25 protein-coding genes and 7 pseudogenes are annotated in these 26,390 nt (G+C 30.3%); 21 read left to right on the plus strand and 11 right to left on the minus strand.

All coding sequences use genetic code 11. The features are described from left to right. Positions 1-6: 6 nt before the first annotated feature. The 4 genes and pseudogenes from PL321_RS08920 to PL321_RS08945 all read right to left on the minus strand — a co-directional run bounded on the left by PL321_RS08920 (position 7) and on the right by PL321_RS08945 (position 1,948). Positions 7-534: a hypothetical protein gene (locus tag PL321_RS08920; RefSeq protein WP_273964228.1), complete on the minus strand. Its 528-nt coding sequence runs from the start codon at positions 532-534 to the stop codon at positions 7-9. Between the two features lie 83 nt (positions 535-617). Beyond that, positions 618-1,026: pseudogene (locus tag PL321_RS21260) on the minus strand (lipopolysaccharide core heptose(II) kinase RfaY). A gap of 23 nt (positions 1,027-1,049) precedes the next feature. Then, positions 1,050-1,448: an AarF/UbiB family protein gene (locus tag PL321_RS08940; protein WP_337961143.1), complete on the minus strand. Its 399-nt coding sequence runs from the start codon at positions 1,446-1,448 to the stop codon at positions 1,050-1,052. Positions 1,449-1,643: 195 nt separating this feature from the next. Next, positions 1,644-1,948, minus strand: a pseudogene (locus tag PL321_RS08945) (phasin family protein). A 180-nt stretch (positions 1,949-2,128) separates the two neighbouring features. Here PL321_RS08945 and PL321_RS08950 point away from each other — a divergent pair. Further along, positions 2,129-2,473, plus strand: a complete 345-nt coding sequence (locus PL321_RS08950; RefSeq protein WP_273964230.1) for a hypothetical protein — start codon at positions 2,129-2,131, stop codon at positions 2,471-2,473. A gap of 126 nt (positions 2,474-2,599) precedes the next feature. Here PL321_RS08950 and rocF read toward each other — a convergent pair. Continuing rightward, positions 2,600-3,522 (minus strand): annotated as a pseudogene (rocF, locus tag PL321_RS08960) (arginase). A gap of 540 nt (positions 3,523-4,062) precedes the next feature. Between rocF and PL321_RS08965 the strand changes: the two are divergent. From PL321_RS08965 to PL321_RS09015, 11 genes and pseudogenes are all read left to right on the plus strand, one after another. Continuing rightward, positions 4,063-4,566, plus strand: a complete 504-nt coding sequence (locus PL321_RS08965; protein WP_273964233.1) for a hypothetical protein — start codon at positions 4,063-4,065, stop codon at positions 4,564-4,566. A gap of 302 nt (positions 4,567-4,868) precedes the next feature. Next, the gene (locus PL321_RS08970) at positions 4,869-5,156 is read left to right on the plus strand and encodes a hypothetical protein (RefSeq protein WP_273964234.1); all 288 of its coding nucleotides are present in this window, start codon (positions 4,869-4,871) and stop codon (positions 5,154-5,156) included. Between the two features lie 249 nt (positions 5,157-5,405). Then, a pseudogene (cls, locus tag PL321_RS08975) lies at positions 5,406-6,822 on the plus strand (cardiolipin synthase). 71 nt (positions 6,823-6,893) lie between these two features. Continuing rightward, positions 6,894-7,094 carry a helix-turn-helix domain-containing protein gene (locus tag PL321_RS08980; protein ID WP_273964235.1) on the plus strand — a complete coding sequence of 67 codons (201 nt, stop codon included), beginning with the start codon at positions 6,894-6,896 and terminating at the stop codon, positions 7,092-7,094. Positions 7,095-7,230: 136 nt separating this feature from the next. Further along, positions 7,231-7,545 carry a S24 family peptidase gene (locus tag PL321_RS08985; RefSeq protein WP_273964236.1) on the plus strand — a complete coding sequence of 105 codons (315 nt, stop codon included), beginning with the start codon at positions 7,231-7,233 and terminating at the stop codon, positions 7,543-7,545. A 160-nt stretch (positions 7,546-7,705) separates the two neighbouring features. After that, positions 7,706-8,155, plus strand: coding sequence for a hypothetical protein (locus tag PL321_RS08990; protein ID WP_273964237.1), 450 nt, complete (start codon positions 7,706-7,708; stop codon positions 8,153-8,155). Between the two features lie 25 nt (positions 8,156-8,180). Beyond that, the gene (locus PL321_RS08995) at positions 8,181-9,284 is read left to right on the plus strand and encodes a sodium-dependent transporter (protein WP_273964238.1); all 1,104 of its coding nucleotides are present in this window, start codon (positions 8,181-8,183) and stop codon (positions 9,282-9,284) included. A gap of 530 nt (positions 9,285-9,814) precedes the next feature. Next, the gene (locus PL321_RS09000; RefSeq protein WP_273964239.1) at positions 9,815-10,093 is read left to right on the plus strand and encodes a hypothetical protein; all 279 of its coding nucleotides are present in this window, start codon (positions 9,815-9,817) and stop codon (positions 10,091-10,093) included. Between the two features lie 621 nt (positions 10,094-10,714). Further along, positions 10,715-11,131 (plus strand): hypothetical protein, encoded by a 417-nt coding sequence (locus PL321_RS09005; protein ID WP_273964240.1) that lies wholly within the window; start codon positions 10,715-10,717, stop codon positions 11,129-11,131. 224 nt (positions 11,132-11,355) lie between these two features. After that, complete coding sequence (locus PL321_RS09010) at positions 11,356-11,868, plus strand: GGDEF domain-containing protein (protein ID WP_273964495.1); 513 nt, start codon at positions 11,356-11,358, stop codon at positions 11,866-11,868. 68 nt (positions 11,869-11,936) lie between these two features. After that, the gene (locus tag PL321_RS09015) at positions 11,937-12,662 is read left to right on the plus strand and encodes a phosphatase PAP2 family protein (RefSeq protein ID WP_273964241.1); all 726 of its coding nucleotides are present in this window, start codon (positions 11,937-11,939) and stop codon (positions 12,660-12,662) included. Between the two features lie 150 nt (positions 12,663-12,812). On the opposite strand, the gene PL321_RS09020 is transcribed toward PL321_RS09015, so the two are convergent. From PL321_RS09020 to PL321_RS09040, 5 genes are all read right to left on the minus strand, one after another. Next, entirely contained in the window at positions 12,813-13,886 is a 1,074-nt protein-coding gene (locus tag PL321_RS09020; RefSeq protein WP_273964333.1) for an ISL3 family transposase, read from the minus strand. A 173-nt stretch (positions 13,887-14,059) separates the two neighbouring features. Beyond that, positions 14,060-15,322: a SpoIID/LytB domain-containing protein gene (locus PL321_RS09025; protein ID WP_337961144.1), complete on the minus strand. Its 1,263-nt coding sequence runs from the start codon at positions 15,320-15,322 to the stop codon at positions 14,060-14,062. Between the two features lie 106 nt (positions 15,323-15,428). Next, the gene (locus PL321_RS09030; protein ID WP_273964242.1) at positions 15,429-15,812 is read right to left on the minus strand and encodes a hypothetical protein; all 384 of its coding nucleotides are present in this window, start codon (positions 15,810-15,812) and stop codon (positions 15,429-15,431) included. Positions 15,813-16,055: 243 nt separating this feature from the next. After that, positions 16,056-16,718: a hypothetical protein gene (locus PL321_RS09035; protein WP_273964243.1), complete on the minus strand. Its 663-nt coding sequence runs from the start codon at positions 16,716-16,718 to the stop codon at positions 16,056-16,058. Then, on the minus strand, positions 16,682-16,840 hold the full coding sequence (locus PL321_RS09040; protein WP_273964244.1) for a hypothetical protein: 159 nt from the start codon (positions 16,838-16,840) through the stop codon (positions 16,682-16,684). Before PL321_RS09040 ends, PL321_RS09035 begins: the two co-directional genes overlap by 37 nt. Before the next feature lie 548 nt (positions 16,841-17,388). Between PL321_RS09040 and PL321_RS09045 the strand changes: the two genes are divergently transcribed. The 9 genes and pseudogenes from PL321_RS09045 to PL321_RS09085 all read left to right on the plus strand — a co-directional run bounded on the left by PL321_RS09045 (position 17,389) and on the right by PL321_RS09085 (position 25,134). Continuing rightward, positions 17,389-18,483 (plus strand): ISNCY family transposase, encoded by a 1,095-nt coding sequence (locus PL321_RS09045; RefSeq protein ID WP_273964245.1) that lies wholly within the window; start codon positions 17,389-17,391, stop codon positions 18,481-18,483. A gap of 237 nt (positions 18,484-18,720) precedes the next feature. After that, positions 18,721-19,011, plus strand: a complete 291-nt coding sequence (locus PL321_RS09050; RefSeq protein ID WP_273964246.1) for a hypothetical protein — start codon at positions 18,721-18,723, stop codon at positions 19,009-19,011. An 85-nt stretch (positions 19,012-19,096) separates the two neighbouring features. After that, on the plus strand, positions 19,097-19,600 hold the full coding sequence (locus tag PL321_RS09055; protein WP_273964247.1) for a hypothetical protein: 504 nt from the start codon (positions 19,097-19,099) through the stop codon (positions 19,598-19,600). Between the two features lie 301 nt (positions 19,601-19,901). Then, positions 19,902-20,897, plus strand: a complete 996-nt coding sequence (locus PL321_RS09060) for a hypothetical protein (RefSeq protein WP_273964248.1) — start codon at positions 19,902-19,904, stop codon at positions 20,895-20,897. Positions 20,898-21,261: 364 nt separating this feature from the next. Next, positions 21,262-22,370: pseudogene (locus PL321_RS09065) on the plus strand (ABC transporter ATP-binding protein). Positions 22,371-22,383: 13 nt separating this feature from the next. Continuing rightward, positions 22,384-23,310 carry a PucR family transcriptional regulator gene (locus tag PL321_RS09070; RefSeq protein WP_273964249.1) on the plus strand — a complete coding sequence of 309 codons (927 nt, stop codon included), beginning with the start codon at positions 22,384-22,386 and terminating at the stop codon, positions 23,308-23,310. Positions 23,311-23,315: 5 nt separating this feature from the next. Further along, positions 23,316-23,564 (plus strand): LacI family DNA-binding transcriptional regulator, encoded by a 249-nt coding sequence (locus PL321_RS09075; protein WP_273964250.1) that lies wholly within the window; start codon positions 23,316-23,318, stop codon positions 23,562-23,564. Positions 23,565-23,569: 5 nt separating this feature from the next. Next, a complete protein-coding gene (locus tag PL321_RS09080; protein WP_273964497.1) occupies positions 23,570-24,340 on the plus strand; it encodes a substrate-binding domain-containing protein in 771 nt (256 codons plus the stop codon). An 87-nt stretch (positions 24,341-24,427) separates the two neighbouring features. Further along, positions 24,428-25,134 (plus strand): annotated as a pseudogene (locus PL321_RS09085) (2-phosphosulfolactate phosphatase). On the opposite strand, the pseudogene PL321_RS09090 reads toward PL321_RS09085, so the two are convergent. Beyond that, positions 25,101-26,242 (minus strand): annotated as a pseudogene (locus tag PL321_RS09090) (class I SAM-dependent rRNA methyltransferase); the annotation flags it as partial. The pseudogenes PL321_RS09085 and PL321_RS09090 overlap by 34 nt on opposite strands. Positions 26,243-26,390: the final 148 nt, after the last annotated feature.

Raw genomic sequence — 26,390 nt, forward strand, 5'->3', positions numbered from 1 at the left:
AAGCCCTCATATTTTTCCTGATTTTAAAATGGATATAAGAATCCACAGTCCAAGTATTCCCGCTACAATATATCCAGTAACGCCCAAGATAGAGATGTCATATATTTTAGGTCCAATGTTTGTATTTAATATTAAGGATGAACCTATGATTAAAGAGGAGGTTATTATTGCAAAAACTAAGCGATTTACCATTTTATGAAGTTCATATATGGGTTTAGATAAATTTTTGTGTTCAAGTTGAACTTTAGTTCTACCAGCATTAACACTGTTCAGTAATCTGTTTAGGTTGTGGGGTAATGATTTTAATTCTGTATTTAAGTTGATAATTTGGAAGATTAAATCATTAAAGTTTGGAAAAATCTTAGAAGGATACTGCTCTTTAACAAAGGGAATAGCAATATCTAATATCTTTATATTTGGGGATATTTTAGCAACAACCCCTTCAAGTATAACAAGTCCTCTTATCAAAAGAGTTAAATCCTTAGGAAGTCGTATATTATTTCGTTTTGCGGCCTCAAATATTTCTTCAAGCATTTGAGATATTTTAAGGTTTTCTAAAGAAGTTGTTAGGTAACTTGCAAATAGATAATCTATATCTTCATAGAGTTTACTTCTGTTTATATAACCCTTTTAATACCTATATTTAAAAGGGCAGTAATCATCTTGTCTATATCCCTAAAGGCTATAGAAAGAATAACTTCGTTAAGGGATTCTTTCATAGACTTTGAAAAACAACCTACAATTCCAAAATCGATATAATAAATTTTGCTGTCTTTTATAATTAAGTTTCCAGGGTGTGGGTCTCCGTGAAAGAAACCATCAGTAAAAATCTGTTTAAAATATGATAGGGCAAGTTTTTACCTATATCATCCAAGTCATATCCTTCATTAGATAGGGTTTCAATATTATCAATTTTAATCCCATCAATATATTCCATTGTGAGTATCTTTTGGTAGTTAGATCCCAGTAAACGTAGGGACAAGAAACAAATTTAATATTTGTGTTGTTAGTATAAAATTTGTCCAATGATTTAGCTTCGTTTATAAAATTTAATTCTTTTTTGTTGCTTCTTCAATTTCAGATAACGCCTCTTTAGGATTTATAAGTGCATCATTGAACTTTGTATTAGTAAACTTTAATATTCTCTTTAGTATTTCTATATCAAGTTTCATATTCTCTTCTATGTTTGGTCTTTGAAATTTAACTATTACGTCTTTGCCGTCTAAAAGTTTTGCACGGTGTACCTGTGCTATTGAAGCGGAGGCAACGGGCTTTTTATCAAAATAAGAAAAATATCTATTAAGAGGTGATCCAAATTCTTGTATGAATATATCGTTAATTTCTTCAAAGGGAATTTGTTGAACGTTATCTTGAAGTTTTTCTAATTCCTTAATATATTCATAGGGGAGAAGGTCAGGGCGAGTACTTAAAATCTGACCTATTTTTATAAAGGTTGGACCAAGTTCCTCAAAGGCTTTTCTTAAGTTTTCAGGAGAGGGAGATTGGTTTTTATTTTACTATCAACAATATATCCAAATCCGTACTTAGCAAGTATTTTAATTATTTCTCTAAATCTCTGTAATGTATTTTTTTAACCATACAATCATTCCTTTTAAATAAGCAAAAGGCTTAAGGCCTTTTGCTTATTTTAGTTTAGATTCAAGTTCTTCCAGTTTCTTTCTTAGTTCATCAAGTTCGGACTTAGTAGCAAAATTCATTTCCTTTAAAAGCTCTGCCATATCTTCTTTGGTTAACGGTTTAAATTCTGATGTAACCTTTTCAGTTTTTTCTTTGACAGTTCTTTTAAGTTCTTCTGTTAGTTCTTTTCCTTCTTCTACAGTTAATTGACCTTTTTTATAAGGTTTTCAATTAATTCAGTTGCTTTTTCGTAAGTATAAGCTGCAGAACCAACTCCTGCAAGGAAAATGTTTTTTAACTCTTCCTTCATAGCAAACCCTCCCTTTCAAACATTATACTACTCAGTATAAAAAAATCATTAATAATTAGTTAATTTTGCATAAAAAATAAGTAGTATGCTTTTATAATATTTAGAAAAGATATTGAATTTTCAAAATATTTATGATATAAAAACATTAGTAGAAAAATTGTTTATCTTTGGGGTGATATCATGGGAAAAACAGTATTATTAAAGTGCAGCTGTTGCGGAAGAGAAAATAAGGTTGAATGGGGAAGGGAGTTTTACGTAGACAGTTTAGGAAGAGAACATTACTACAATGAACTTGGTAATGTGAGTGATGAAGCAAGAAAAAGGGGTATATCAGGTTTTTGGGTTGATAAGGTGTGCAAAAATTGTGGGGAGGTTATGAGGGAAAGCAGGTATTTAGAGGATATTGCGGATGAACACGAAGTTGCTTGGATGAATTTTCCTAAGGTTGACATTGTTGAAAAATGTACAAAGTGTGGAAGTAAAGATGTAATGACACTATATGAGAATAATAATAGGAGAGGATAAAAAGGTACCTTGTAATTCTTGTAGAGATGGCAAAATGAAGGTTGAAGCAATTTATGAATAATTGTAAGAAGTAGAAATAAGAGAGTGCCGTGAAGTATAACTAATATTTAATCTTCACGGCACTTTTTATGCAGATAGTTCATCTGATAGGCTTAATTTCAATTTACTTAAAGTAGTTTTAATTAGTTCAATTGCAATACTTAAGGTCTTATTATCTTTATCTAACAGAGGATTAAGTTCAACTACATCTAATGAACACATCATTCCTGATGAGGCAAGACTCTCAAGAATATATTTTGCATCATCGACAGATAGACCGTCCTCAACTGGTGTACCGGTTCCTGGTGCAAACAATGAATCTATTGAGTCTAAATCAAAGCTAACGTGTATAGCATCCACTCTATCTTTAAAGTAGTTTAGCATATCCTTTACAACCTTTTTATTCCGAGTTCCTTAACCTTATCCATTGTATAAAATTGACCTTTACTTTTATTAATAAGAGCTACTTCTCCGTCATCAAGGTCTCTACCAGCTATATGAAAAACATTTTCTTCTTTTATTTTTATTCTACTTTCATATAGGTTGACTAAAGCTTCGTGCCCTACTCCGAAGGATGCTGCAAGGGGCATACCGTGAATATTTCCTGTTGGCGATGTAAGGTGTGTATTAATATCGCCGTGGGCATCAATCCATACAACACCTAAGTTTTCAATTGCTTTACTTGCTCCTGCTATACTTCCAAGCCCTAAAGAGTGGTCTCCTCCTAAAATAAGAGGAAAATCTCCTTTAGATATTGAATTATATACCTTTTCTGCAAGCTTAACGTTTGCATCAACTACTTCGTTTAAATACTTTAGGTTTGGATGACTTTTATATTTTTCTTTTTCATCTACTTTAAGTACTTCTACATCACCACAATCCTTTACTTCAAAACCAATAGATTTTATTATTTTTTCGATATTTGCCTCTCTGTAGGTTTTTGGGGCTAAATTTGAACCCATCTTGTCTGCACCTAAGTTTAAAGGTACACCAATTAAGTTTATCTTCATCTATCCGTCCTCCTTTGTTTATATATTATAGTCGGTTGCAGAATTCTGCAACCATTGATTTTACTATTTTTTAGCCATAAGGCTTTTATATTTTCCTCCACTGTGGCATTATTAAATTATAACAACCTTTAAAACTATCCACAGAGGAGGAGAATAGCATGTTTTGTATTAGCAAAATTAAGCAACTTAACTTTTTGAGCAAGTATCTGAATTTAAAAATATGGTTACTAAACAACCCGTAGGGTTTATTAAATTGCTTGCTGATAATTTTGATATTAATACATTTATCCCTAATTCTTTTAAAGAACATTACTATTCAGATTTAGGAAGAAATCGTGAATATGAGCTTTCTTCTATATTATCATCTTTGCTAATTATGCAAATATTTCATATACCTACAACTGCGTTGTTAAATCTATTTCTTGTATTTTCTACTGAAATTAGAGAATTTTGTGGTTTCTATAAATCTATACCTGATGAATCTTTTTCAGTAGATTTAAAACTACTTTTGAAAGTGATATCGCAGATTTATTTAATTCTATGGTTCCTAAAGTTATTGATATATGTGAAGATATTAATAATCTTCTTCCTGCTGATTCCCCATATAAAAATTTAAACTCAATTTTGATATATGATACATCTGGATTAAAGCCTCGTGTAAAAGAAAATAATCCTAAAACACTTGCAAGTGAAATAAATAAGCAAAAAGCATATTCAAAAATTATTAATGACAAGAACTTTAATCCCTATGCTGCCGCATATAAAAACATGCCTAAGTATTCTCAAGCTAACCCAAATATACGACTTGATTTCGTAAATGGACATTTTGGTTACTTCTATAAATTTGGATTATTAACTAATGGTTGGGGTATACCTTTAAGCATAAAATTCTTCGAAGAAGACTTTTATAAATCTGTAGAAAAAGAATTCTCTACTCCTGAAGAACAAAAATATTTTTATGATAATGCTTCATTGAAACCAGTAATTGTACCATTTTTGAATAACTTAAAAAAATATTCAAATTTTAAATTTAAAACTTTTTAGGTGATTCAGAATTTGATAGTTATGATAACTTTGGATTATTTAAACATTTAGAATTTGAAAAAGTTCTTATCCCACTTAATCCTCGTAGCCAATCCAATACAAAAATTGGAGAACTTGAATATAATACCGAAGGTATTCCTATATGCTCCTTAACACAAGAACCTTTTAAATTTGATGGTTCTTGTAAAGGCAAAAATAGAAGTTTAAGATATAAGTTTACTTGCCCTAAATCACATCGTGATAAAAATGGTAAACCTTATCATACATGTGAAAATCCATGTACTGATAGCAAAAGTGGTCGTATGACCTATGTTTATCCTGATAAAAATTTTAGACTTTATCCTGGTATTATAAGGAACTCTGTGGAATGGGAAAAAACTTATTCAATACGTTGTTGTATTGAGAGAGAAATAGCATCTTTAAAATCAAACCCTTGTATACAGCAACCTAAAACTGTTAATACCTATACAATGCGTGCTGACTTATATTTGACTGCTATATCTAAACTTATAAATGTAATATTGGCTTACGCCATAAATAAACCTGAATATTTAAGAAGTATATCAAAACTTCTTAAAATACCTGCTTAATCCACATATCCACAATCCAAAATTTGTATTTATGCTTCGCATGCCTTTTTATCAAAGGTTTTTGGCATGTTCTTTTTTGTGATTTTTTTAGTAAAATCCAAAAAGTTATCCACAATTTTAATTTTTACATTCTGCAATCATCTATTATATATTAAAAAACATTATTTATTTTATAAAAATATAGCTAATATGTCTATAATAAAAACAAAAAATAATTTTTTGTTATAATGTATTTAAGGAGGTGGTAGGATGAATTTATTGTCTGCTGCCATTATAATAAATGCTATAGTACTTACTGCTATCATAATTTTAGAAAGAAAAAGACCAGAAAAAACTATTGCGTGGCTTCTTTTAATTGCTATATTCCCTCCTCTTGGGCTTATACTGTATTTATTTTTAGGACGAAATTGGAAAAGACATAAGCTCAACGAGGAGTTTTCTCCAATAGTAAAGGATTTAATAAACAGAGTTATAAACAGAATTGATAGAGAAGATTATAAATATTTAGCAGAACTGCTTGCAAATAATAGTGATAGTCCTTTGTTTGTAGACAATGATATTGAAATATATGACAATGGAGAAGATAAATTTAATGCTCTTTTAGAGAAATAGAAAGAGCTCAACATCACATACATTTAGAGTACTATATAGTAAAGTCAGATTGTATAGGAAATAGATTAAAGGAATTACTTATAAGAAAGTCAAAAGAGGGAGTAAGGGTTAGATTTATAATGGATAGAGTAGGATCCATAAAGTTATCTAAAAAATACATAAAGGAATTAAGGGAAAATGGAGTAGATGTTGTCCAATATTCATATTTTCTTGCACCGCTCCTTAGAAGAATCAATACACAGATTAACTACAGAAATCATAGAAAAATAGCTGTAATAGACGGAAAAGTTGGTTTTATAGGAGGTATGAATATAGGGGATGAGTATAGGGGCTTGGCAAAATAGGTGATTGGAAGGACCTTCACATAAAGGTTACAGGAGACTTTGTTTTAGGGCTTCAAGGTGTATTTATAGATGACTATATGGCTGTAAAAAGGATAGATGATGGTGAATTTTTATGGAGGGGAGTTTGATAAATATTTTCCTCCAAGTCAAAGGTCTAAGGGCAAAATAATGCAGCTTGTAAAGAGTGGTCCAAATTCAGAACATCAAGCAATAATGCAGGGTATAATAAAGATGATTAATATGGCAAAAAGAGTGTATATATAACAACGCCCTATTTTGTACCAACTGAAAGTGTAATGGATTCACTTAAAATAGCAAAACTAAGTGGTGTAGATGTAAAAATACTTTTCCCTGGAAAATATGATCATTTTCTGGTATATCACGCATCAAAGACATATCTTGAGGAGCTTGTAAGATGTGGAGTAGAGGTATATTTTTATAATAAAAAGGCCTTTGTGCATTCTAAGGTAATGACAATAGATGATTCTATATGTACTATTGGAACAGCAAATATGGATATAAGAAGCTTTGAACTGAATTATGAGGTTAATGCTGTAATCTATGATAAGGATATAGCAATGAAGGTAAATGATTTATTCAAAAAGGATTTAGAAAAGAGTACAAGAGTAGATTTAGAATATTTCGATAGTGAACCTAAATACATAAAAATTATAGATGGAGTTTGCAGAATTTTCTCAGAGCTGTTATAATAGTTTTACTTTTCAGTAAAAGGTTAATTTGTTATACTATTTACAAATAAGGCAGCGTAAGGAGTGATATTGTGAGTAGAGTTGGAAATAGAATAAAACAAGAAAGAACAAAAGCAAATCTTTCTTTAAAGGAATTGGCAAAGAAAGTAGGAATTTCAGAAGGATTTTTACAGGATATAGAGATAGGAAGAAGGATAGCAAATGAAGATTTAATAAAAAGGATTGAAAAGGTATTAAATGTAAATTTAAGTGATTCTCTTTTGAAGAGGTAGAGGAGCCTATTGAAAATATAAAGGAGTACAGAGAACCAATTAAGGTAAACAAGCAACTTGAGGATGCCTTTTCAAGCATACTAAAAAAATCCCAGTATGTGACCTGTACTTAAAAGAAATATACGACTACAAGTATTTGCCAATCAAAGATAAAAAGGTTGAGGGTCTTAACGCTGAAAAGGTATTCTACATAATTGCACCTGATGATTCTATGAGAGGTTTTAGAATTGCTAAGGGTGATAGGGTTATGGTATATTTAACTCCTGAGCTTGAAACAAATGCGATATATGTAATAGAATTGGAAGGAAAGAGAATGATAAGACAATTAAAAAGACTTGATGCAAATAAGGTGTTATTAATTTCACAAAGCAATGAGATAAAAACTGAAAGTAAAGACATAAAAAATTTCAAAATTATTGGTAAGTGCATAAAGGTTGAGTTTGAATTATAAAAACTAAGGGGTAGAGCTTGTCTCTACTCCTTGGTTTTTATAAGACTTTGTTAAAAAATTAATATTACTAAAAATTCATAATTTAAAGTAATAAAGTAGTTGAAATTTTTAATAAAATGAATTATGATAAATAAAAAATTACATATAAAGGGGGATTAGTATGGAAGAGAGACGTGAAAATTGGGGAAGTAAACTTGGATTGATTTTGGCTATGGCTGGTAATGCAATAGGTCTCGGTAACTTCTGGAGATACCCTTACCAGGCAGCCAAAAACGGTGGCGGAGCTTTTATGATTCCTTATTTTGCCGCACTTATTATGCTTGGAATTCCATTAATGCTGGTTGAATGGAATCAGGGACGTTATGGTGGAAAATATGGACACGGTACACTTGGACCAATGGTATATCTTCAAGCAAGAGAGGGAGTAAAACCTAAGACAGCTGCAATATTAGGTGCAATTGCAGGAATGTTTGCTTTTTCAGTTACAGTTTTATTAAACAGCTATTATAACCATATTATTGGATGGACTCTTGGTTATTCTTATATGTCTGCAACAGGTCAATATATGGATAAAACAATTCAAACAGGGGCTTTTTTGGAGAATATCTAATAAGTCCAGGTAAGTCTATAGTATTTTGGGTTATTGCAGTTGCTTTACTTGGATTTGCGGTTATGCGTGGAATACAAAGGGAATTGAAGCTTGGGCAAAAATAATGATGCCAACAATATATATATTTGGTATTATACTAATAATAAGGACTCTTACATTAAGTGCCCCAGTTAGACCAGATTGGACTCCTATTGCTGGACTTGATTACATTTGGTCTCCAAAATGGAGTGAATTAAATGCAAAGGCAGCCCTTGCAGCAGCAGGACAAATATTCTTTACTTTATCACTTGGTATGGGAATAATTCAAAACTATGCATCATACTTAAAGCCAGATGATGATATAGTTGTTTCTGGACTTGCTACAGTTTCGTTAAATGAGCTTGCAGAGGTAATACTTGGAGGTACAATTGCTATTCCAATATGTTATGCATTTTTAGGACCAGAAGGATTAAGTGCAGGCGTTGGCTTATCCTTTGTTGCACTTCCAAATATATTTAGAACAATGGCTGGAGGAAGATTGTTTGGTACATTGTGGTTCTTACTTCTATTCTTTGCAGGCTTTACAAGTGCAATAGCTATGTACAACTATTTGGTTGCATTACTCGAAGAAGAAATGGGAGTAAAGAGAAAAGTAGGTTCAGTATTAGTATTTTCACTTTATATAATAATTGGTTTACCAGTTGCATTAGAATGTATAATTACTAAAAAGGCAGAGTTATTCTATTTAACTGAGCTTGACAACTGGGTAGGTAGCTATTTCTTAGTTGTTTTAGGATTGCTTGAGGTTATAGTTACTGGATGGTTAATGGGAGATAAAGCCCTTGAAGAAATGAATAGAGGAGGATACTGGAAGGTACCAAAATGGTTCTTCAATCTATTTATAAGATTCTTAGCACCTGTTTATATAGTTATATTATTAGTATGGTCTACAATTAATTATGCTAATGAAGGATATTTCAAACTTGTTCCATCATTTGCAGAAAAAGTTCCAGAACTTATTCCTTGGGTGCAGGGAGCAAGAGTTGTTATGTTTGTAGTATTGATTATAGGATTTGTACAATCATATAGAAGTATAAAGAGAAAATACGTAGACGAAATAAGAGAAGGCAAAGTTTTAGTTGTTAGATAGGAGGGGTAATATGTCAGGTGGAGCTCTTGCTTTTATGATAATATCCTGGGGACTAGTACTGGCGGCTTGTTATTTTACAATGTCAGCTTTGTTAAAAAATAACAAATAACAATTGAAAAAATACAGGAATGGTTTAAAATATATCTAACCATTCCTGTTAATTTTTATAATATACTGAAAATATATTAATATTTACAGGTGTATTTTATAGGGGTGTAAAAATGCAGATGATCAATGTTTTAAAGAGTTTGCTTGAAAAAGTTGAAAAATTGAATTTAGAGAAAAAAAGAAAAGTAAAATTAATAAAGAATTAAACTTTTTGATTCAAGAATACTCAAGTATTGATATAGATATAAATAACGAAGTGTATAAGGCATTAATTAAAAGGGGAAAGATGTGCTAAAGACTACTAATATTGTGGATATTGAAGGATATATTAGATATTGTGAGGCCGCCCTTTATGATTTTAAGGGTAATTTAAAACCTTTGAGCTATCTTTTTAGAGCTTTTTAATTACATCTATTTTGTTTATGCTTATAGCACCTCAGTATTTTGGACCAATATTACCATTAATTTTTATACTCCCTATATTCCTGGGTGTAAAGGGGTTAAAAAAGAGAAGTGCAACAGGATTGACTTTAGCTTTATCGGTATTACCTATGGGACTTTTAACTTCTGTTGCATCAATAAAAAATTCAGTACTTGTGTTGGGGGAAGGAGAAAAATTTTATAATCAACTGGCACAATATTATAATATAAGCCTTTCATCTGCGAAAGGTTTGTTTATAACGTTTTTGTTCTTTCCATAGTTTTAGCTTTTACATCGATTTATGCATTTGTTATAGGTGTAAGGCATAAGAAAATGTTTGTATAGGAAGTATACTAAAGTATTGGGGAGAAGTAGAATGAATAAAAGGTTTAGGTATTTTGTAGTTTTATTGGGGGTTATAGTATTTTTATTATCCTTTACAAAGTTTAGTCCTGCTTTAAGTTATAATTTTGTTTTTGGAGTGCCGTTATTTCTGCTGTAATAATGGATTGGTCTCTTCTTTATGTTGGAGAGTTTAATGTCGAATTTACAGAGACAATAACTGTATTTATATATTTATTTTTGGGGTATATGTTGCGGTTGTATTTGAGTTTATTTATACAATATTGGGTTTTATTATAGGTTATATTACAGGTAAGAGGGAACTTAACATATCAAGGTACTTATTCAACGTCTCTATGTTTTCGGTTATTACTTTGATATCAGGAAGGTTTGTAGAGGTTATAAGGTATAATATTAAGCTACCTTATATTACGATGTTAATATTTTCTGCTTTAATGTTTGATTTTATTTTTCTTATTTTAAATGTTTTATTTGTAACTATAGATAAAAGTTTAGAACAAAAGAAGTTTTTTCATTTAAGAACTTTGATTTTGTTATATTGGCATTGAACTTAATAATTTCAACTACACTTTCTGTAGTGCTGTATGTTATACACGGTGCTATTGGACTTACTGGCTTGATTTTAGTTTTTGGGGTTTTAATTATAATTCATTATGCATTGCATTTATATAATAAAATAAATTTTAAAACATCCTTAATTAAGAGGCTTTTAATAACAACAGATGATTTAATAAGACACGGGGATTTAAAGGAAAAATGCGATTATCTGTTATTACATCTTAAAGACTTAATACCCTACGAAATAGCTTCATTATATTTCTTTGACGAAAAGAATGAAGATGTTTCATATCCTATATCCTACTATTCAAATTGTGAATTGGATATAGGAGATTTAAGTATAAGTTTGAAAAATGGGGTTACATTTAATATTATAAAAAGGGAGATATCTATATAAGTAAAAATATAAAAAGGATGGCAAGATAAAGATAACTGGTAAACTTTTTGACTATTTAGATGCAGCTATATTTGTTCCAATAAAGATTAATTCAGAAGTCAGGGGTTAATTTTTGTTGGAGGAAAACTAAATTTAGTAGACTTTTTATCACAAGATATTAATGATATACTCAATATACTATCAAGACAGATGTCACTTGCACTTTTAAACTATGATTATATGTTATCAATAAAAAGGAAGCAGAGACAGATGCTTTAACTGGTTTAGGGAATAGAAGAATGTTTGATAGAGAGATACAAAATCTTATAAAACTAAAGAATAGATTTTCTCTGGTGATTTATGATATAGATGACTTTAAAAATGTAAATGATACATATGGGCATATTGTTGGAGATGAGGTGTTAAAGCACGTAACCAACATAATTAAACGTTCTATAAGAAAAACAGATATATCCTGCAGGTATGGAGGAGAGGAAATAGTAATATTGTTTAAGGATTTATCAAAGGAAGATGCCTATGTTATATCAGATAGGATTAGGAAACAAATTGAGACTTCTCAATTGTTTATTAATAATAAAATAATAAGAGTTACGGTATCGGGTGGTGTGGCATCCTTCCCAGATGATGGAAATACGGCAAAGGATATAATTGAAAAGGCTGATGCTATATTGTATAATGAATGTAAAAATAAGGGCAAAAACAAAGTCTGTGTATATCCAGGTATAGTGCAAAGTTAATAATAAGTTAATAAATATACTAAGGAAGATTATGTATAATATTAATAGGGTACTGAAAGGGGAAGGATATGAGAGATAAAGTTAAAAACTTATTCATACAGGCGTTTAAGGATTATAAAAATGTTACAGTAAGATTATTATTGCTTTTTTCGATAGCAGCACAGTCTAAAATATATGTTCTATTGAATAGTTATCGTGGGAAAGTATATCATATTCAATCCCCCGTTGATATGCTTATACCCTTTAACAAATATTTTATTGTTCCATATATTTATTGGTATATTTATCTTGGTTTTATATTCTTTTATTATGCAGTTTATGATGAAAAGAAATACTTTAAATTATTAGCTGGTGTTAATCTTGGTATGATTATATGCTTTATTATATATTATTTTTATCCAACCTATGTTCCAAGACCTCAGGTTTATGGTGAAGATGTTTTTGCAAATATGGTAAGGTTTATTTATGAGAGGGATAACCCATACAATTGTTTTCCAAGTATACACGTATTAGATTCTATTTTATTTGCTATTTATGTTAATAGAGATGAAACGATAGATTTAAAATATAAACTGTATTCTTCAACGATTTCTTTTTCAATTGTTATATCCACTTTGTTTGTAAAGCAGCATTATTTTTATGATGCAGTTTCTGCAGCAATTTTAGCATATATTATGTATGTTGCATTTAACTTTAAGGAAATTGTTGAGTTCTTTAAGTCAAGAGTACTTGTATATATAAAGAGTAGCACGCTTATGCGTGCTACTCTATTTTTAAAGGCTCTTTGTCAATAGTTGGGGCGGGCATTAGATTAGAATGCCTGTCCTTTCTTATTTGATAATGATTTTAGCAAGATAGATAGGATGAGGGAGTTTACCCTTAAAAAATTGCACGACAAAAAGACCAACGATAGTTGGATTTCCTAAAATACAATATTTAACAGATTATTTATTACAACAATGAAGAATTCTATTCCTGAATCTATCAAAATTTCTATAGCCGAAGGCTATTCTTTTAATAACTTTGATTTTATTATTAAATCCTTCTATACAAGCATTTGTATAAGGAATATCAAAAGAATTACAAATCTCATTAAAATATCTGATATAGGTATTTGCACATCTTTTCAATTCATTGATACCACTATTTTGTGCAAGTTTAATCCAATCTTTTAAGAGGACACGAGCTTCGTTAGAAGAAGGTGAAGCATCAATAATACTCAATAACTTTTCCTTTAAAGTGTGGGCAATTGCTAATTCACTATTATAAGAAAACATAACTTGTAAAGCTAACTTTGAATCTGTATCAAGTAAGCCATATCTTTTTAAAATAAGCTTTTTACTTCTTTTAAAGTATTTTCTTAATTTAATTGATAGTTCTCTTTGGATACGTTTTCTTACCGCTTCTACTGCCCATATGACTTGTCTAATATAGTGAAATTTATCTATAACAATTACAGCATTTTTGAAATAAGTTTTAGCTAAATCAATATAGGGTTGCCACATATCACAAATAAAGTGTGTAACGCTATCGCGATTTTTAATTTTTCTAAAATAATCTATAAGAATATGCTCTTTTCTATCTTTAATAATGTCTAGTATTTTATGATTAACAGGATCGACTATTGCACAATGATATTTAGAACCACCAGAGTTACCTTTAAATTCATCTATAGATATTATTTTAGGTAAATTAGTAGGAGAAGAGTAAGATACATTATCAAAAATACGTTTTATAGTATCGATAGATAGATTAGTTTTTCTAGCAACTGATGTCATACTATATTCATTAGATAATTCATAAATTACAAACATAGCTAATCTATTAGTTATTCTATGATAACGAGGTAAAAATTCTATATGTTCATAAAATTTTTTGCCGCAGGCATTACAACGATATCTACGTTTTTTAAGAATGATAAAAGTATGTTTAAAGAATAAGGGTATGTCTTTAATACGCTGAATTCTATAATCGTGAACTCTTGTAACTTTGGAATTACAATTAGGGCAAGTACAAATTTTTTCTTAGTTTCTAAGTATATCTCAATGTACGTGTCATTATGAATAATCTTTTTATAATAACATCTTTAAAACCTAATAAATTTTTGATAGAATTATTAGTGTGCACTTGATGGATGCCTCCTTTCAGGTAAGGTTTTTGTTTGGTTATTTTAATTTTACCAGGTGTCTAATCAGGTGCACATATTTTTTGTAAAAAAATATGCTGGGTCTACGCCCCAACATTTATTATAGAACCTTTTTAAATCATATAAATTTGTGTATTGAATATCCTTGTAGAATGTAGAGAGAATAGTTTTATAGTTTTCACCAATTCTTGATCTTTCTATCAAACCATATTGACTCATACCTACACCGTGACCATAACCTCCACCATAAACTGTAATTGAGGATAAATTTCCAGATTTAAATTCTCTATCTATACTGAAAAAGGCAGAGGGTATGCTTTCAAATTCTTTTATTGAATTTCCACCTAATCTTTGAATTTCGATCTTAGACTTTAAGCTTCTCTGATATTCTAATGAAGGAGTAACTAAGCGTTTAATAATATTTGTTCCCTCTACTTTATATGTTCCATTTTCTGAAATAAGCATCATTTCTTTTACTAATCCAGAGGGGCTGTGTTTAGAAATATATATATCTTTAATTTGACCTATACCGTCTTGGGTTATAGTGGCTTTAGTATAAATGTTAAATATCCATTTTTTCTTAAAGGCTTTAGGATTGTTTTTATATATAGTATAAATATTCTTGTTTATTGTGTTAATTAAATTACTGTAATTTAAAGTATACTTCCATCTAAAATAAGGTGAGGATGAATCAATGGCATTTATTGTCCAGTCCTTGAAGAAGGTTAGTGCAGTTGTATCATCTGTTAAATCCTTAATTTCCTTATTTGTATAATTATTAAAGGATAGATAAGGCTTTGTATTTTGTTCCTTCTCTTGCCAAACTTCATCATAGGATGCACCAAATCCACAGGAGGTGGAATAATATTTTGCATCTATTATCCTACCATTATAGGTCATAACAAGACTTTCTGTTTCTTTTACAGCGTTTTTAACAATATTGTTGGTAGGCTGACTGTTATAAACCTGTGAATAAGTTGAATCATCTACGTGAAAACCGTATTTTGCAAATCTTCCTGATAACATATCTGATATAGCATAGGTTCTTGCAGAAACAGCCTGTGCTTTATATCCTTCAACTCCAGCAGAATAAGGAACCTCTGATGGAACTACATAAAGTAAATAATCCTCTATTGGCACTATATTGGTTAATAAAAAACCTTCTGTTTTTGGAGTAAGTTCAATAAATCCTGGATAGGATGGAATATATGCATTATTTGCTTTATTTAAAAACTCTTTTTCTATGCTTAAAAGTGAATTTCTTATTCCTGATATTTTTATAGTATTTTTGTTTCTGTAAGTTTTGATTTAAGAGTATCTTTGGTATCAAGTATATTTAAGACTAAAGAATTATTTGAATATATTATTTGAAGCTTTTCTTCTTTTGGTAATTTATATGTTTGATTGTCTACCTCTACTTCAAGTCCCTTTTTGAATAAACTTTAATTTGTTTATGATGATATATGTTGTTATTGTTTGTTGATATACCTACCCTAATTACATCGAGTATGGGTGGTTTTTCTATAACAATTAGTCTTATTTGATTTTCAGTGTTAAAGTAATATTTATATCCTGAATTTCCAACTACAAAGAGTTTGTTTGAAACGCTTTTTGGTTTTCCATTTTCATACTGGATATATTGAACATCTGAAGATTTATTATATTGTTTCCTATCAATTTCTATAACACTTCCCTGCAGTGAATTGAAGGTACCGCTTATTTGTTTTGCTGGGGTTACTTCCTTTACGAATATTCCCTTAAACTTTATGTTATAGCAGGGGTAATTTGGATTAAACATATGTTTTGGTATAGTAATTTTTTTAGTGCTGTTGTTATAAAAAACTTCGACATCATAATTCTTCTTTTTTCTTCAGTGCTTACTACAAGACCACAATCTATTTTAGATTCTTTATAGAATATAAAATAATAGATAGAATATAAGACTCCCGAAAGAATCAAAATTAATATTATAAACCTTTTTATTTTTTTCAAGGCCACCACCCCTATCTGATGATGCCACTTGTGGTTGTAACTTCTATTCCTATTTTTCTAATTCATTAATTAATATATTTATACCTATTGAATCTGAAGGCATATGTCCTGCAACTATTACATTTCCAATATTCTGTTCAATTACAGCATTTCTTACATCATCAGGTACGTGCATACATATGATAGTTCCTACACCTGCTTCAAAGTATGCTTTAAATACATTTTTTCCACCGTTAGTACCACCAGCCATCAATACAGCAATTTTGCCAGCGTAGTCGTCAGGTGATCCAACACGTATTACGGGCTTTACAGGGGATTTTTGATATTCTGGTATTTCCATTAATGCATCTATAACATCCTTAAGTGTCGCTTTTAAATTATCTTTAAGTCTATTATTTAAGTGATTTTGCACAAAATTTTCTGTGATTATATCACAGGGCATATGGATATTCATATAGGGCATATTTAAAAGTTTTGCAAAGGATTGAACTCTATCAAAATTTTTAGGATGAGAAGCTCTTTCTAAGGTGGTTATTTTTTCTTTTAGAGCCTTTTGAGCCTTGTTTATTGGAACACCAAATTCAACCATTTTGTCAATTTGTCTATTTAGTACATTATGAAAGTTTATTTCTGGAAGTCCAGTATGTGGATGGTGGCTGATAACAGCATCATATCCTAATTCCCTTGCAAGTAGAAGTTCAGGAGTGTCCATATCAACTCCAAATAGTATTCTTTTATATTTTCTCCTTCTACAACAATTCCTGAATCCTGTGGAATTTCAGTAAGACCTGCTAACTTAAGAGCTAAACTCATTATATCTGAAGTATTAACCATAGTATTACCTCCCTTTTATTATACATATATAATTTTTAGTCGGTTGCAGAATTCTGCAACCATTGATTTTACTATTTTTTAGCCATAAGGCTTTTATATTTTCCTCCACTGTGGCATTATTAAATTATAACAACCTTTAAAACTATCCACAGAGGAGGAGAATAGCATGTTTTGTATTAGCAAAATTAAGCAACTTAACTTTTTGAGCAAGTATCTGAATTTAAAAATATGGTTACTAAACAACCCGTAGGGTTTATTAAATTGCTTGCTGATAATTTTGATATTAATACATTTATCCCTAATTCTTTTAAAGAACATTACTATTCAGATTTAGGAAGAAATCGTGAATATGAGCTTTCTTCTATATTATCATCTTTGCTAATTATGCAAATATTTCATATACCTACAACTGCGTTGTTAAATCTATTTCTTGTATTTTCTACTGAAATTAGAGAATTTTGTGGTTTCTATAAATCTATACCTGATGAATCTTTTTCAGTAGATTTAAAACTACTTTTGAAAGTGATATCGCAGATTTATTTAATTCTATGGTTCCTAAAGTTATTGATATATGTGAAGATATTAATAATCTTCTTCCTGCTGATTCCCCATATAAAAATTTAAACTCAATTTTGATATATGATACATCTGGATTAAAGCCTCGTGTAAAAGAAAATAATCCTAAAACACTTGCAAGTGAAATAAATAAGCAAAAAGCATATTCAAAAATTATTAATGACAAGAACTTTAATCCCTATGCTGCCGCATATAAAAACATGCCTAAGTATTCTCAAGCTAACCCAAATATACGACTTGATTTCGTAAATGGACATTTTGGTTACTTCTATAAATTTGGATTATTAACTAATGGTTGGGGTATACCTTTAAGCATAAAATTCTTCGAAGAAGACTTTTATAAATCTGTAGAAAAAGAATTCTCTACTCCTGAAGAACAAAAATATTTTTATGATAATGCTTCATTGAAACCAGTAATTGTACCATTTTTGAATAACTTAAAAAAATATTCAAATTTTAAATTTAAAACTTTTTTAGGTGATTCAGAATTTGATAGTTATGATAACTTTGGATTATTTAAACATTTAGAATTTGAAAAAGTTCTTATCCCACTTAATCCTCGTAGCCAATCCAATACAAAAATTGGAGAACTTGAATATAATACCGAAGGTATTCCTATATGCCCCTTAACACAAGAACATTTTAAATTTGATGGTTCTTGTAAAGGCAAAAATAGAAGTTTAAGATATAAGTTTACTTGCCCTAAATCACATCGTGATAAAAATGGTAAACCTTATCATACATGTGAAAATCCATGTACTGATAGCAAAAGTGGTCGTATGACCTATGTTTATCCTGATAAAAATTTTAGACTTTATCCTGGTATTATAAGGAACTCTGTGGAATGGGAAAAAACTTATTCAATACGTTGTTGTATTGAGAGAGAAATAGCATCTTTAAAATCAAACCCTTGTATACAGCAACCTAAAACTGTTAATACCTATACAATGCGTGCTGACTTATATTTGACTGCTATATCTAAACTTATAAATGTAATATTGGCTTACGCCATAAATAAACCTGAATATTTAAGAAGTATATCAAAACTTCTTAAAATACCTGCTTAATCCACATATCCACAATCCAAAATTTGTATTTATGCTTCGCATGCCTTTTTTATCAAAGGTTTTTGGCATGTTCTTTTTTTGTGATTTTTTTAGTAAAATCCAAAAAGTTATCCACAATTTTAATTTTTACATTCTGCAATCATCTAATTATACATATATAATTTTACCAAATATTTATTGTAATTAACAGTAAAATTAGAGAATAAAATTTAAAAGAATTGTAAATGGGGGATTTTTGTGAAGGATGAATTTAAAATAGCGGCGGTTTTTATAGGAACAATTATTGGAGCAGGGTTAGCTTCTGGTCAGGAGATATTGCAATTTTTTTCAAGGTTTGGATATAAAAGTTTTACAGGAATATTACTGTGTTTTGTTCTTTACATATTTTTATCATTAATATTTATAAATTTAGCATATGTAAGGCATTTTAGAAGCTATAACGATTTGGTTTGTTACTGTTTAGGAGAAAGGTTGGGTTTTGTTGCAGATTTTATGATAACTATATTTATTTTTTTAGCAATACAATAATGATATCTGGTGGAGGAGCAATGCTTAATGAATATTTAGGAATAAATAAAGCGTATGGGATTATAATAATGGCTTCTATAGCTTTTTGGTTGCACTGTTTTCGACAAATGGTGTGATTACAATTAATTCTTTTATTGTTCCTTTGTCTACAGCTATGGTTTTAATCCTTGGAGTTTTTGTTTTTGAAGAACATAGGTTTAATTTTAGTATTCCTAATTTTAATAATAAAATTATATATGGTTCTGCAGTGCTGTATGCGTGCTTTAATTTTATGACAGCAGTAGGTGTTCTATATCCTATGGCAAGTGAAGTTAAAAATAAAAACAGTTTTATTAAAGGATGTATATTAGGAAGTATAGTTCTTACTTTACTGGGTATTATAATTAACTACAACATTTTAACCTATTATCCTGGAAGTTTTAGCAGTGAGGTTCCTAATCTTTATATTGCAAAGAATTACGGTCCACTTTTACCTCTTTATTTAACCATAATAATATGGCTTGAGATGTTTACTACTGAAGTTGGATGTTTATATAGCTTATCAAGAAGAATGCAGATTTTTTTAACAAAAGCTATTTTATATGTTTGATATTTATTTTGGTAATTTCTATTCCCTTTTCATTTATTGGTTTTCCAACTTAATTAAGCTATTTTATCCACCCTTTGGTTTTTTAAGTTTTTTATTTTATTAGTTGGAATAATTAAATATATTATCTTAAGAAAATAGAATTAAAATAGTTTAAATACAAATAATAAATATAAAATACTAAAGATAGGTGATGTATATGAAAAGGTTATTTGTATTACTTCTATCAATTTTTGGTTTTATCAGCATCCTGTAGCAATAAAGGAGAAAATCAGGAAAAAAGAATGATAATAAAGAACAGGTTATGAAAATAGATGAAAAACAAGCGATGGCTTTTATTGACAACTATTTAAGGTATGTTTTAAAGGGTGATTATTCGGCTTTAACAGGTTACTATACAGATAAACTTAAAGCCTCTATAACAGAAATAAGTACACAATCTAATCCAAGACCTGTTGCATTTAAAATAGGTGAAGGAGATATAGAAAAAGATAAGGCAGAATTTAAGGTTACAATGTTCCATTCCTATGAAGAAAAGCCCTATTATTCAGTAGACTTCTTTAAATATGTTGTTATTATGGATAAGGATAAAATGCTTATTGACTCAATCGATAAGGAAAATTCAATAGACATATATGAACAGGACAAAACTTTATTTAAAAGGGATAAGGATTCAGGAAGAGGAGATAAGATATTTACATTAAAGGATCTACCACCTTTTGTTTATTCAAAAGAGACTGTAAGAGAACAAAAATATGAAGTGCCAAGAAAAAGTTTTGGTCCCTGTGCAACAACAGAGGATGGCAAAAATATATTGGTCAGCAGCATAGGTGAAAATAGTTATTTAGGATTTATAAAATTAACAGAAACAAAAGAAACCTTCAAAGTAGCACAGGGTGAAGAGGAGAAGAAAAAGGACGAATCAGGAAAAGCACAGGGTACAGAAGAAGAGGGTAAGGAGGATGAACAGAAACCTAAAATAAACTTTACTATTAAGGATATAGATTTTTATTTTAGTTCAACTATAACTTCTGTTATTTTTTCGCCAAATGGACAGAATCTTGTAGTTGAGGTTAAGGCTAAGGATGGATTATCATTTTTAGCCTTATACAAAGCTTCTGGGGAAAAAATGGATCTAAAGTTAGAGAGAAGATTCCCGAAGGATAGGTTTTCTTTAGTAAAACCATATTTTATTTCGGAAAATGAGGTTGTATTCTCTGTTATTCCTGCAAGAAACGCAACTGATGAGGAAACTAAATTAAAGGGGATTGGATTCTTGATATACAAAAGGGTGATGTAAGTCAGATAAAATAAAGGTTATCAAGATGTGAAACTTGTAGTATTATTAATAATAGGATATAATTTAAATAAATGAAAATTGCGAAAATTGAAAAGGGGTGCTATTATGGTGGGCAGGGGCAGTAAGGTTGTCAGTTTAAAAGTTTGGAGATTGAAGAAAAAGTGCAGAGGTTTATTATGTTTTATTGAATTTTTTAAGGGGATTTTTAAAGTACAGGGGAAAAGACAAAATAAGAATGTAAACTATAAAAAACCTGTTAATAATTAAGTTTGTTTAAAATGTACAAACTATTCATATATCTTTGCTATACTAAATAATAAAGAAAAGTTATACAATAATAAAAAAGACAATCGAGGGGAATAGTATGGCAAAGGTTGTATTAAAAAATATTTACAAAATTTATCCTGGTAATGTAGCTGCAGTAAAGGACGTAAATCTTGATATTGAAGATAAAGAATTCATAGTGCTTGTTGGTCCATCAGGATGTGGTAAGTCAACTACACTAAGAATGATAGCAGGACTTGAAGAAATATCATCAGGTGAACTTTATATAGGAGACAAATTATGTAATGATGTTCCACCAAAGGATAGAGACATAGCGATGGTTTTCCAAAACTATGCTTTATATCCACATATGACAGTATATGAAAATATGGCATTTGGATTAAAATTAAGAAAAGTTCCAAAGGAAGAAATAGATAAGAAGGTTAGAGAAGCTGCAAGAATATTAGATATTGAACATCTATTAGATAGAAAGCCAAAGGCTTTATCTGGAGGTCAAAGACAAAGAGTTGCTTTAGGAAGAGCGATAGTTAGACATCCAAAGGTATTCCTTATGGACGAACCTCTATCAAACCTTGATGCTAAGCTAAGAGTTCAAATGAGAACAGAAATATTAAAGCTTCATAAAAACTTGATACGACATTTATATATGTAACTCACGACCAAACAGAAGCTATGACAATGGGTACAAGAATTGTTGTAATGAAGGATGGTATAGTTCAACAAGTAGATACTCCAAGAAGAATATATGATCATCCAGCAAATATGTTCGTTGCTGGTTTCATAGGAAGCCCACAAATGAATTTCATAAACAGCAAGGTTGTAGAAGAAGGTGGAAAGCTATTTGTTGTATTTGGAAATACAAAGCTTCCAATACCAGAAGATAAGGCTAAAGTTGTTAGAGAAAAGGGCTATGTAGGTAAAGAAGTTGTATTTGGTATAAGACCTGAACATATAGATGACAGTACTGATTTTCTAAATGAGTTTAAGGACAGTATAATTGATGCTAAGGTTGAAGTTATGGAACATATGGGTTCAGAAACATATCTATACTTGGTATGTGAAGGTAACAATATAGTAGCAAGAGTTGAACCAACAACAAAGGCTAAGATAGATGCAAATGTTAAAGTTGCTGTTGATATGAATAGAATGCATTTATTTGATAAGGAAACTGAAATAGCTATACTATAAGGAGAGGGTAAGGATGGCATTCTGCGAAAATTTAAAGTCAGCATTAAAGGCTAATATTGCTGTTTATGATTTAAACGGAAATATATTAGAAGGTGAAAATTTAGGTTTTGTTTATACTAAGGATTTAGAATACAAAGATGGCTTAACCTATATAAATGCTTCAAAATATATAATTGTAATTTCAAAGGAGATATCGCAGGATGCTATAAACTTAGTTAGGATGCTTGTTTTAGCTAACATAGAAGAGGCTGCAGGATTTATGCAGCCTCTTGAATATATTTTAAAAAATGATGTATCAAGCGATAGTTTAAGAGGACGTTTTTCGGATTATTCAGTTTTATATATTAAATCAAAGGCAAACTTCAAGGAACTATTAGAGAGTATATATGAATCAACAGATACAAGTATTGTTCAAGATGAAGAGGGTACATATATAGTTAAAGTAATAGATGATTTAGAACAGGAAGCTGAATCAATCATAGATGGTTTATCTCAAGAGACAGGCTCAAGTGTTCTTATAGGTGCCAGCAGGAAAGTAGGGGCAAGCTATACAATAAAGGATGCTGCAAATCACGCTAAGATTTCAGCAAACCTGGCAAACTTATTAGGTTTTAAAGAGGGATTTTATCATATTGATAAAATGCTAATGTATGGTATACTATATTCGTGCAGTGATGAATCAGTTGAATATTATATGAATGGTGGATTTAGTGGTTTTTATGATGTAATAAAGGACAAGGAGCTTTTAGATACAGCAGAGGAATTATTTAAATGTCATCTTAATGTAAGTGAAGCCTCAAGAAAGCTTTATTTACACAGAAATACTCTACTCTATAGATTAGAAAAGATAAAGAATCTGACAGGTCTTGATGTTAAAAAGTTTGAGGAAGCTGTTATATTTAGGACTGTTGTAGCACTTTATAAGCTGAAAAGGAGATAGGTGTTATGGTAACTATAAAAGAGGTAGCAGAAAAGGCTGGGGTATCTCCGTCTACTGTCTCAAGAGTAATATCAGATAGTCCTCGAATAAGTGAAGAAACTAAAACAAGAGTAAGAAAGGTAATGGAGGAATTAGGATATCATCCAAATGCAATTGCAAGAAGCCTTGTTTGTAGAACTACAAATACTATAGGTATTGTTATGCCAAGGTCTGCTGAAGATGTATTTCTAAATCCTTTTTTCCAGAGGCTCTAAGAGGTATAGCAAAGTCTACCCACGAAGAGGGGTATTGTATACTAATTACTACAGGAAATACAGATGAAGAACAGCTTGATTCACTAAAAACAGTTGTAAATGGTGGAAGAGTTGATGGCATAATTTTGATGTATTCTAAGATAGATGATCCAATTTTAAAGGCTGTTAAAAAGATGAATATACCCTTTGCAATGATAGGAAGACCACCTAAGGAAGAAAGCTGTGATTTTGTAGATAATGATAATGTTGAAGCTGCCTTTAATGCAACTGAACATTTAATAAATATGGGTCATAAAAGAATTGGTTTAATAAATGGTTCTTTGAATTTGGTGGTTTCTATAGATAGATTTGAGGGATATAAAAGGGCTTTAGAAAAGCATAATATTGATATTGATGAGTCAATCATCGTATCAAGTGAGTTTGTTCAAGAAGGTGGATATGAGGGGATGAAGAAGATATTGCAGAGTCCTAATCCACCAACTGCAATTATAACAACAGATGATTTGATGGCATTTGGTGCTATTAAGGCAGCAAGAGAAATGGGAGTTAAAATTCCAAGGGATGTATCTATTATGAGTTTTAATAATATTCCGCTGTCAGAATTTGCAACACCCGCCTTAACGTCAGTTGAAATAAATGCTTATACCTTAGGGTATGAAGCAGCAAAAATAGTAATTGATAAAGTTAAGGGAAGGTGTAAGCACAAGGTTAAGAAGGTTTTGAAAACTCAGATAATACATAGAGAGTCTATAACACAAAATGTAAGTTGCAAATAAGGAGGTAAATTTGCCTCCTTTGTATATTTTAGGGGTGATAATATGAAGATTACACTATTTCCTACACTAAACAGTGTAGAAGAAGAAATGTTAAAGGGAACAACTGCAATTGTAATTGATGTTTTAAGGGCTACATCTGTTATAACTACTGCAATTTACAACGGTTGTTTAGAGGTTGTTCCAGTTCTTGAGATAGAAGATGCATTATCCTATAAAAACCAAGACGTTTTATTAGGTGGAGAAAGAAGAGGATTTAAAATAGAAGGTTTTGACCTTTCGAATTCTCCTCTCGAATATAATAGAGAAAATGTCTTAGGAAAAAGGATAGTTTTTACTACTTCTAATGGAACAAGGGCAATAATTAAGGCAAAATACTGTGATACCATATTAGTAGGAAGTATGTTAAATGCTAAGTATTTAGCTGAGCTTGTTGTAAAAAATAGAAAAGATTTAAACATAATATGTTCAGGTACAGATGGTAATTTTTCAATAGATGATTTTTGTGTGCTGGAAAGATAATCTATGAAATAAATGAATTGTTAAAGGTAGATATGACAGACTTTGCTACTTTAGCCTATTTAACATATAAGAATAATAGGGAGAATATATTTGAATTATTAAAATACGCAGGTCACTATAAGTATATGATGTCAATAGGACTTGAGGAGGATATAGAGTATTGTTTTAGAGAGGATATATTTAATGTAGTGCCATACTTTAAAGACGGAACCATAAAAAATACCCCTTATAAAGGGGTATTTTATATTACCTGCAATATCATAAACTTTAAGTAAAGCGTCTCATCTGAATTAAAAAGAACTGGGTGATCCTTAGATTGATTCCTATACTCAACAAGTCTTAGGGTTCTTTTGGCATCCCTTGCAGCATCCATAACTACCTCCATAAAAAGTTCAGGATACATAAAATGGGAACAGGAGCAGGTTACCAAATACCCCCTTTTTAACCATCTTAAGTGCACGAAGATTAATTTCTTTATAACCTCTTACAGCACCTTCTACTGCAGAACGAGATTTTGTAAATGCTGGTGGGTCTAAAATGACAACATCGTATTTTCTACCCTCTTTAGCCCAAGTTTTTAACACATCAAAGGCATTGTGAGCCTCGAATTTACAAACGTTCTCAAGACCATTAAGTTTTGCATTTCTTTTTGCAAACTCAACAGCGTGTTCAGATACATCTATACCAAGTACACTTTTTGCTCCAAAGTAACCAGCGTGAAGTGAAAAGGAACCTGTATGGCAGAAACAGTCTAATACATCAGCATCCTTAACTATATCCTTTATAGCATATCTGTTTTCCTTTTGATCTAAGAAATATCCAGTTTTTGACCATTTTCAATGTCTACATAATACTTAACTCCATTTTCTTCTGAGATTATAGTTGTATCAAAGGGTTCTGTCAAAAATCCCTTTCTCTGCTCAAGTCCCTCAAGTTCTCTGACAGGTACGTCACTTCTTTCATATATACCCTTTGGATTTAGTACTTCCTTTAAAACCTTTATTATTGTGTCCTTCCATCGTTCAATTCCTAAAGATAAAAATTGCACTACTAAATAATCACTAAACTTATCAACTATTAGTGCTGGAATAAAATCGGCTTCACCAAATATAACTCTACAGGAGGTAGTTTCAATTACTTTTTTCTATAATTCCAGGCATCTAATATGCGTTTTCTAAAGAAATCCTCGTTTATTTCTTCATCCTTTTCCCTTGTCATTATTCTAATTGTTATTTGGGATTTAGGATTTATATATCCTTTACCTATGAATTTACCTTTGTAGTTATAGACTTCGACTATGTCTCCAGGTTGAAAGTTTCCTTCAATGTTCTCAATTTCGTTTTTGTAAACCCAAGGATGTCCATCTTCAACTCTAAGCCCTTTTTGTAGCCAAGAAAAACTTTTGCCATATTTAAACCTCCGTTTTGTTGTCTTGTTTTAGTATATACGTTCTTATTTTGTGTATATCTTCTAATTTCAATGCAATAAACTCTCCTCCACAATAAAAAATCCATTATGGTTTTTGTTCCAT

This window comes from Caloramator sp. mosi_1 (genome assembly GCF_028622835.1).
Lineage (GTDB): Bacteria > Bacillota > Clostridia > Clostridiales > Caloramatoraceae > Thermobrachium.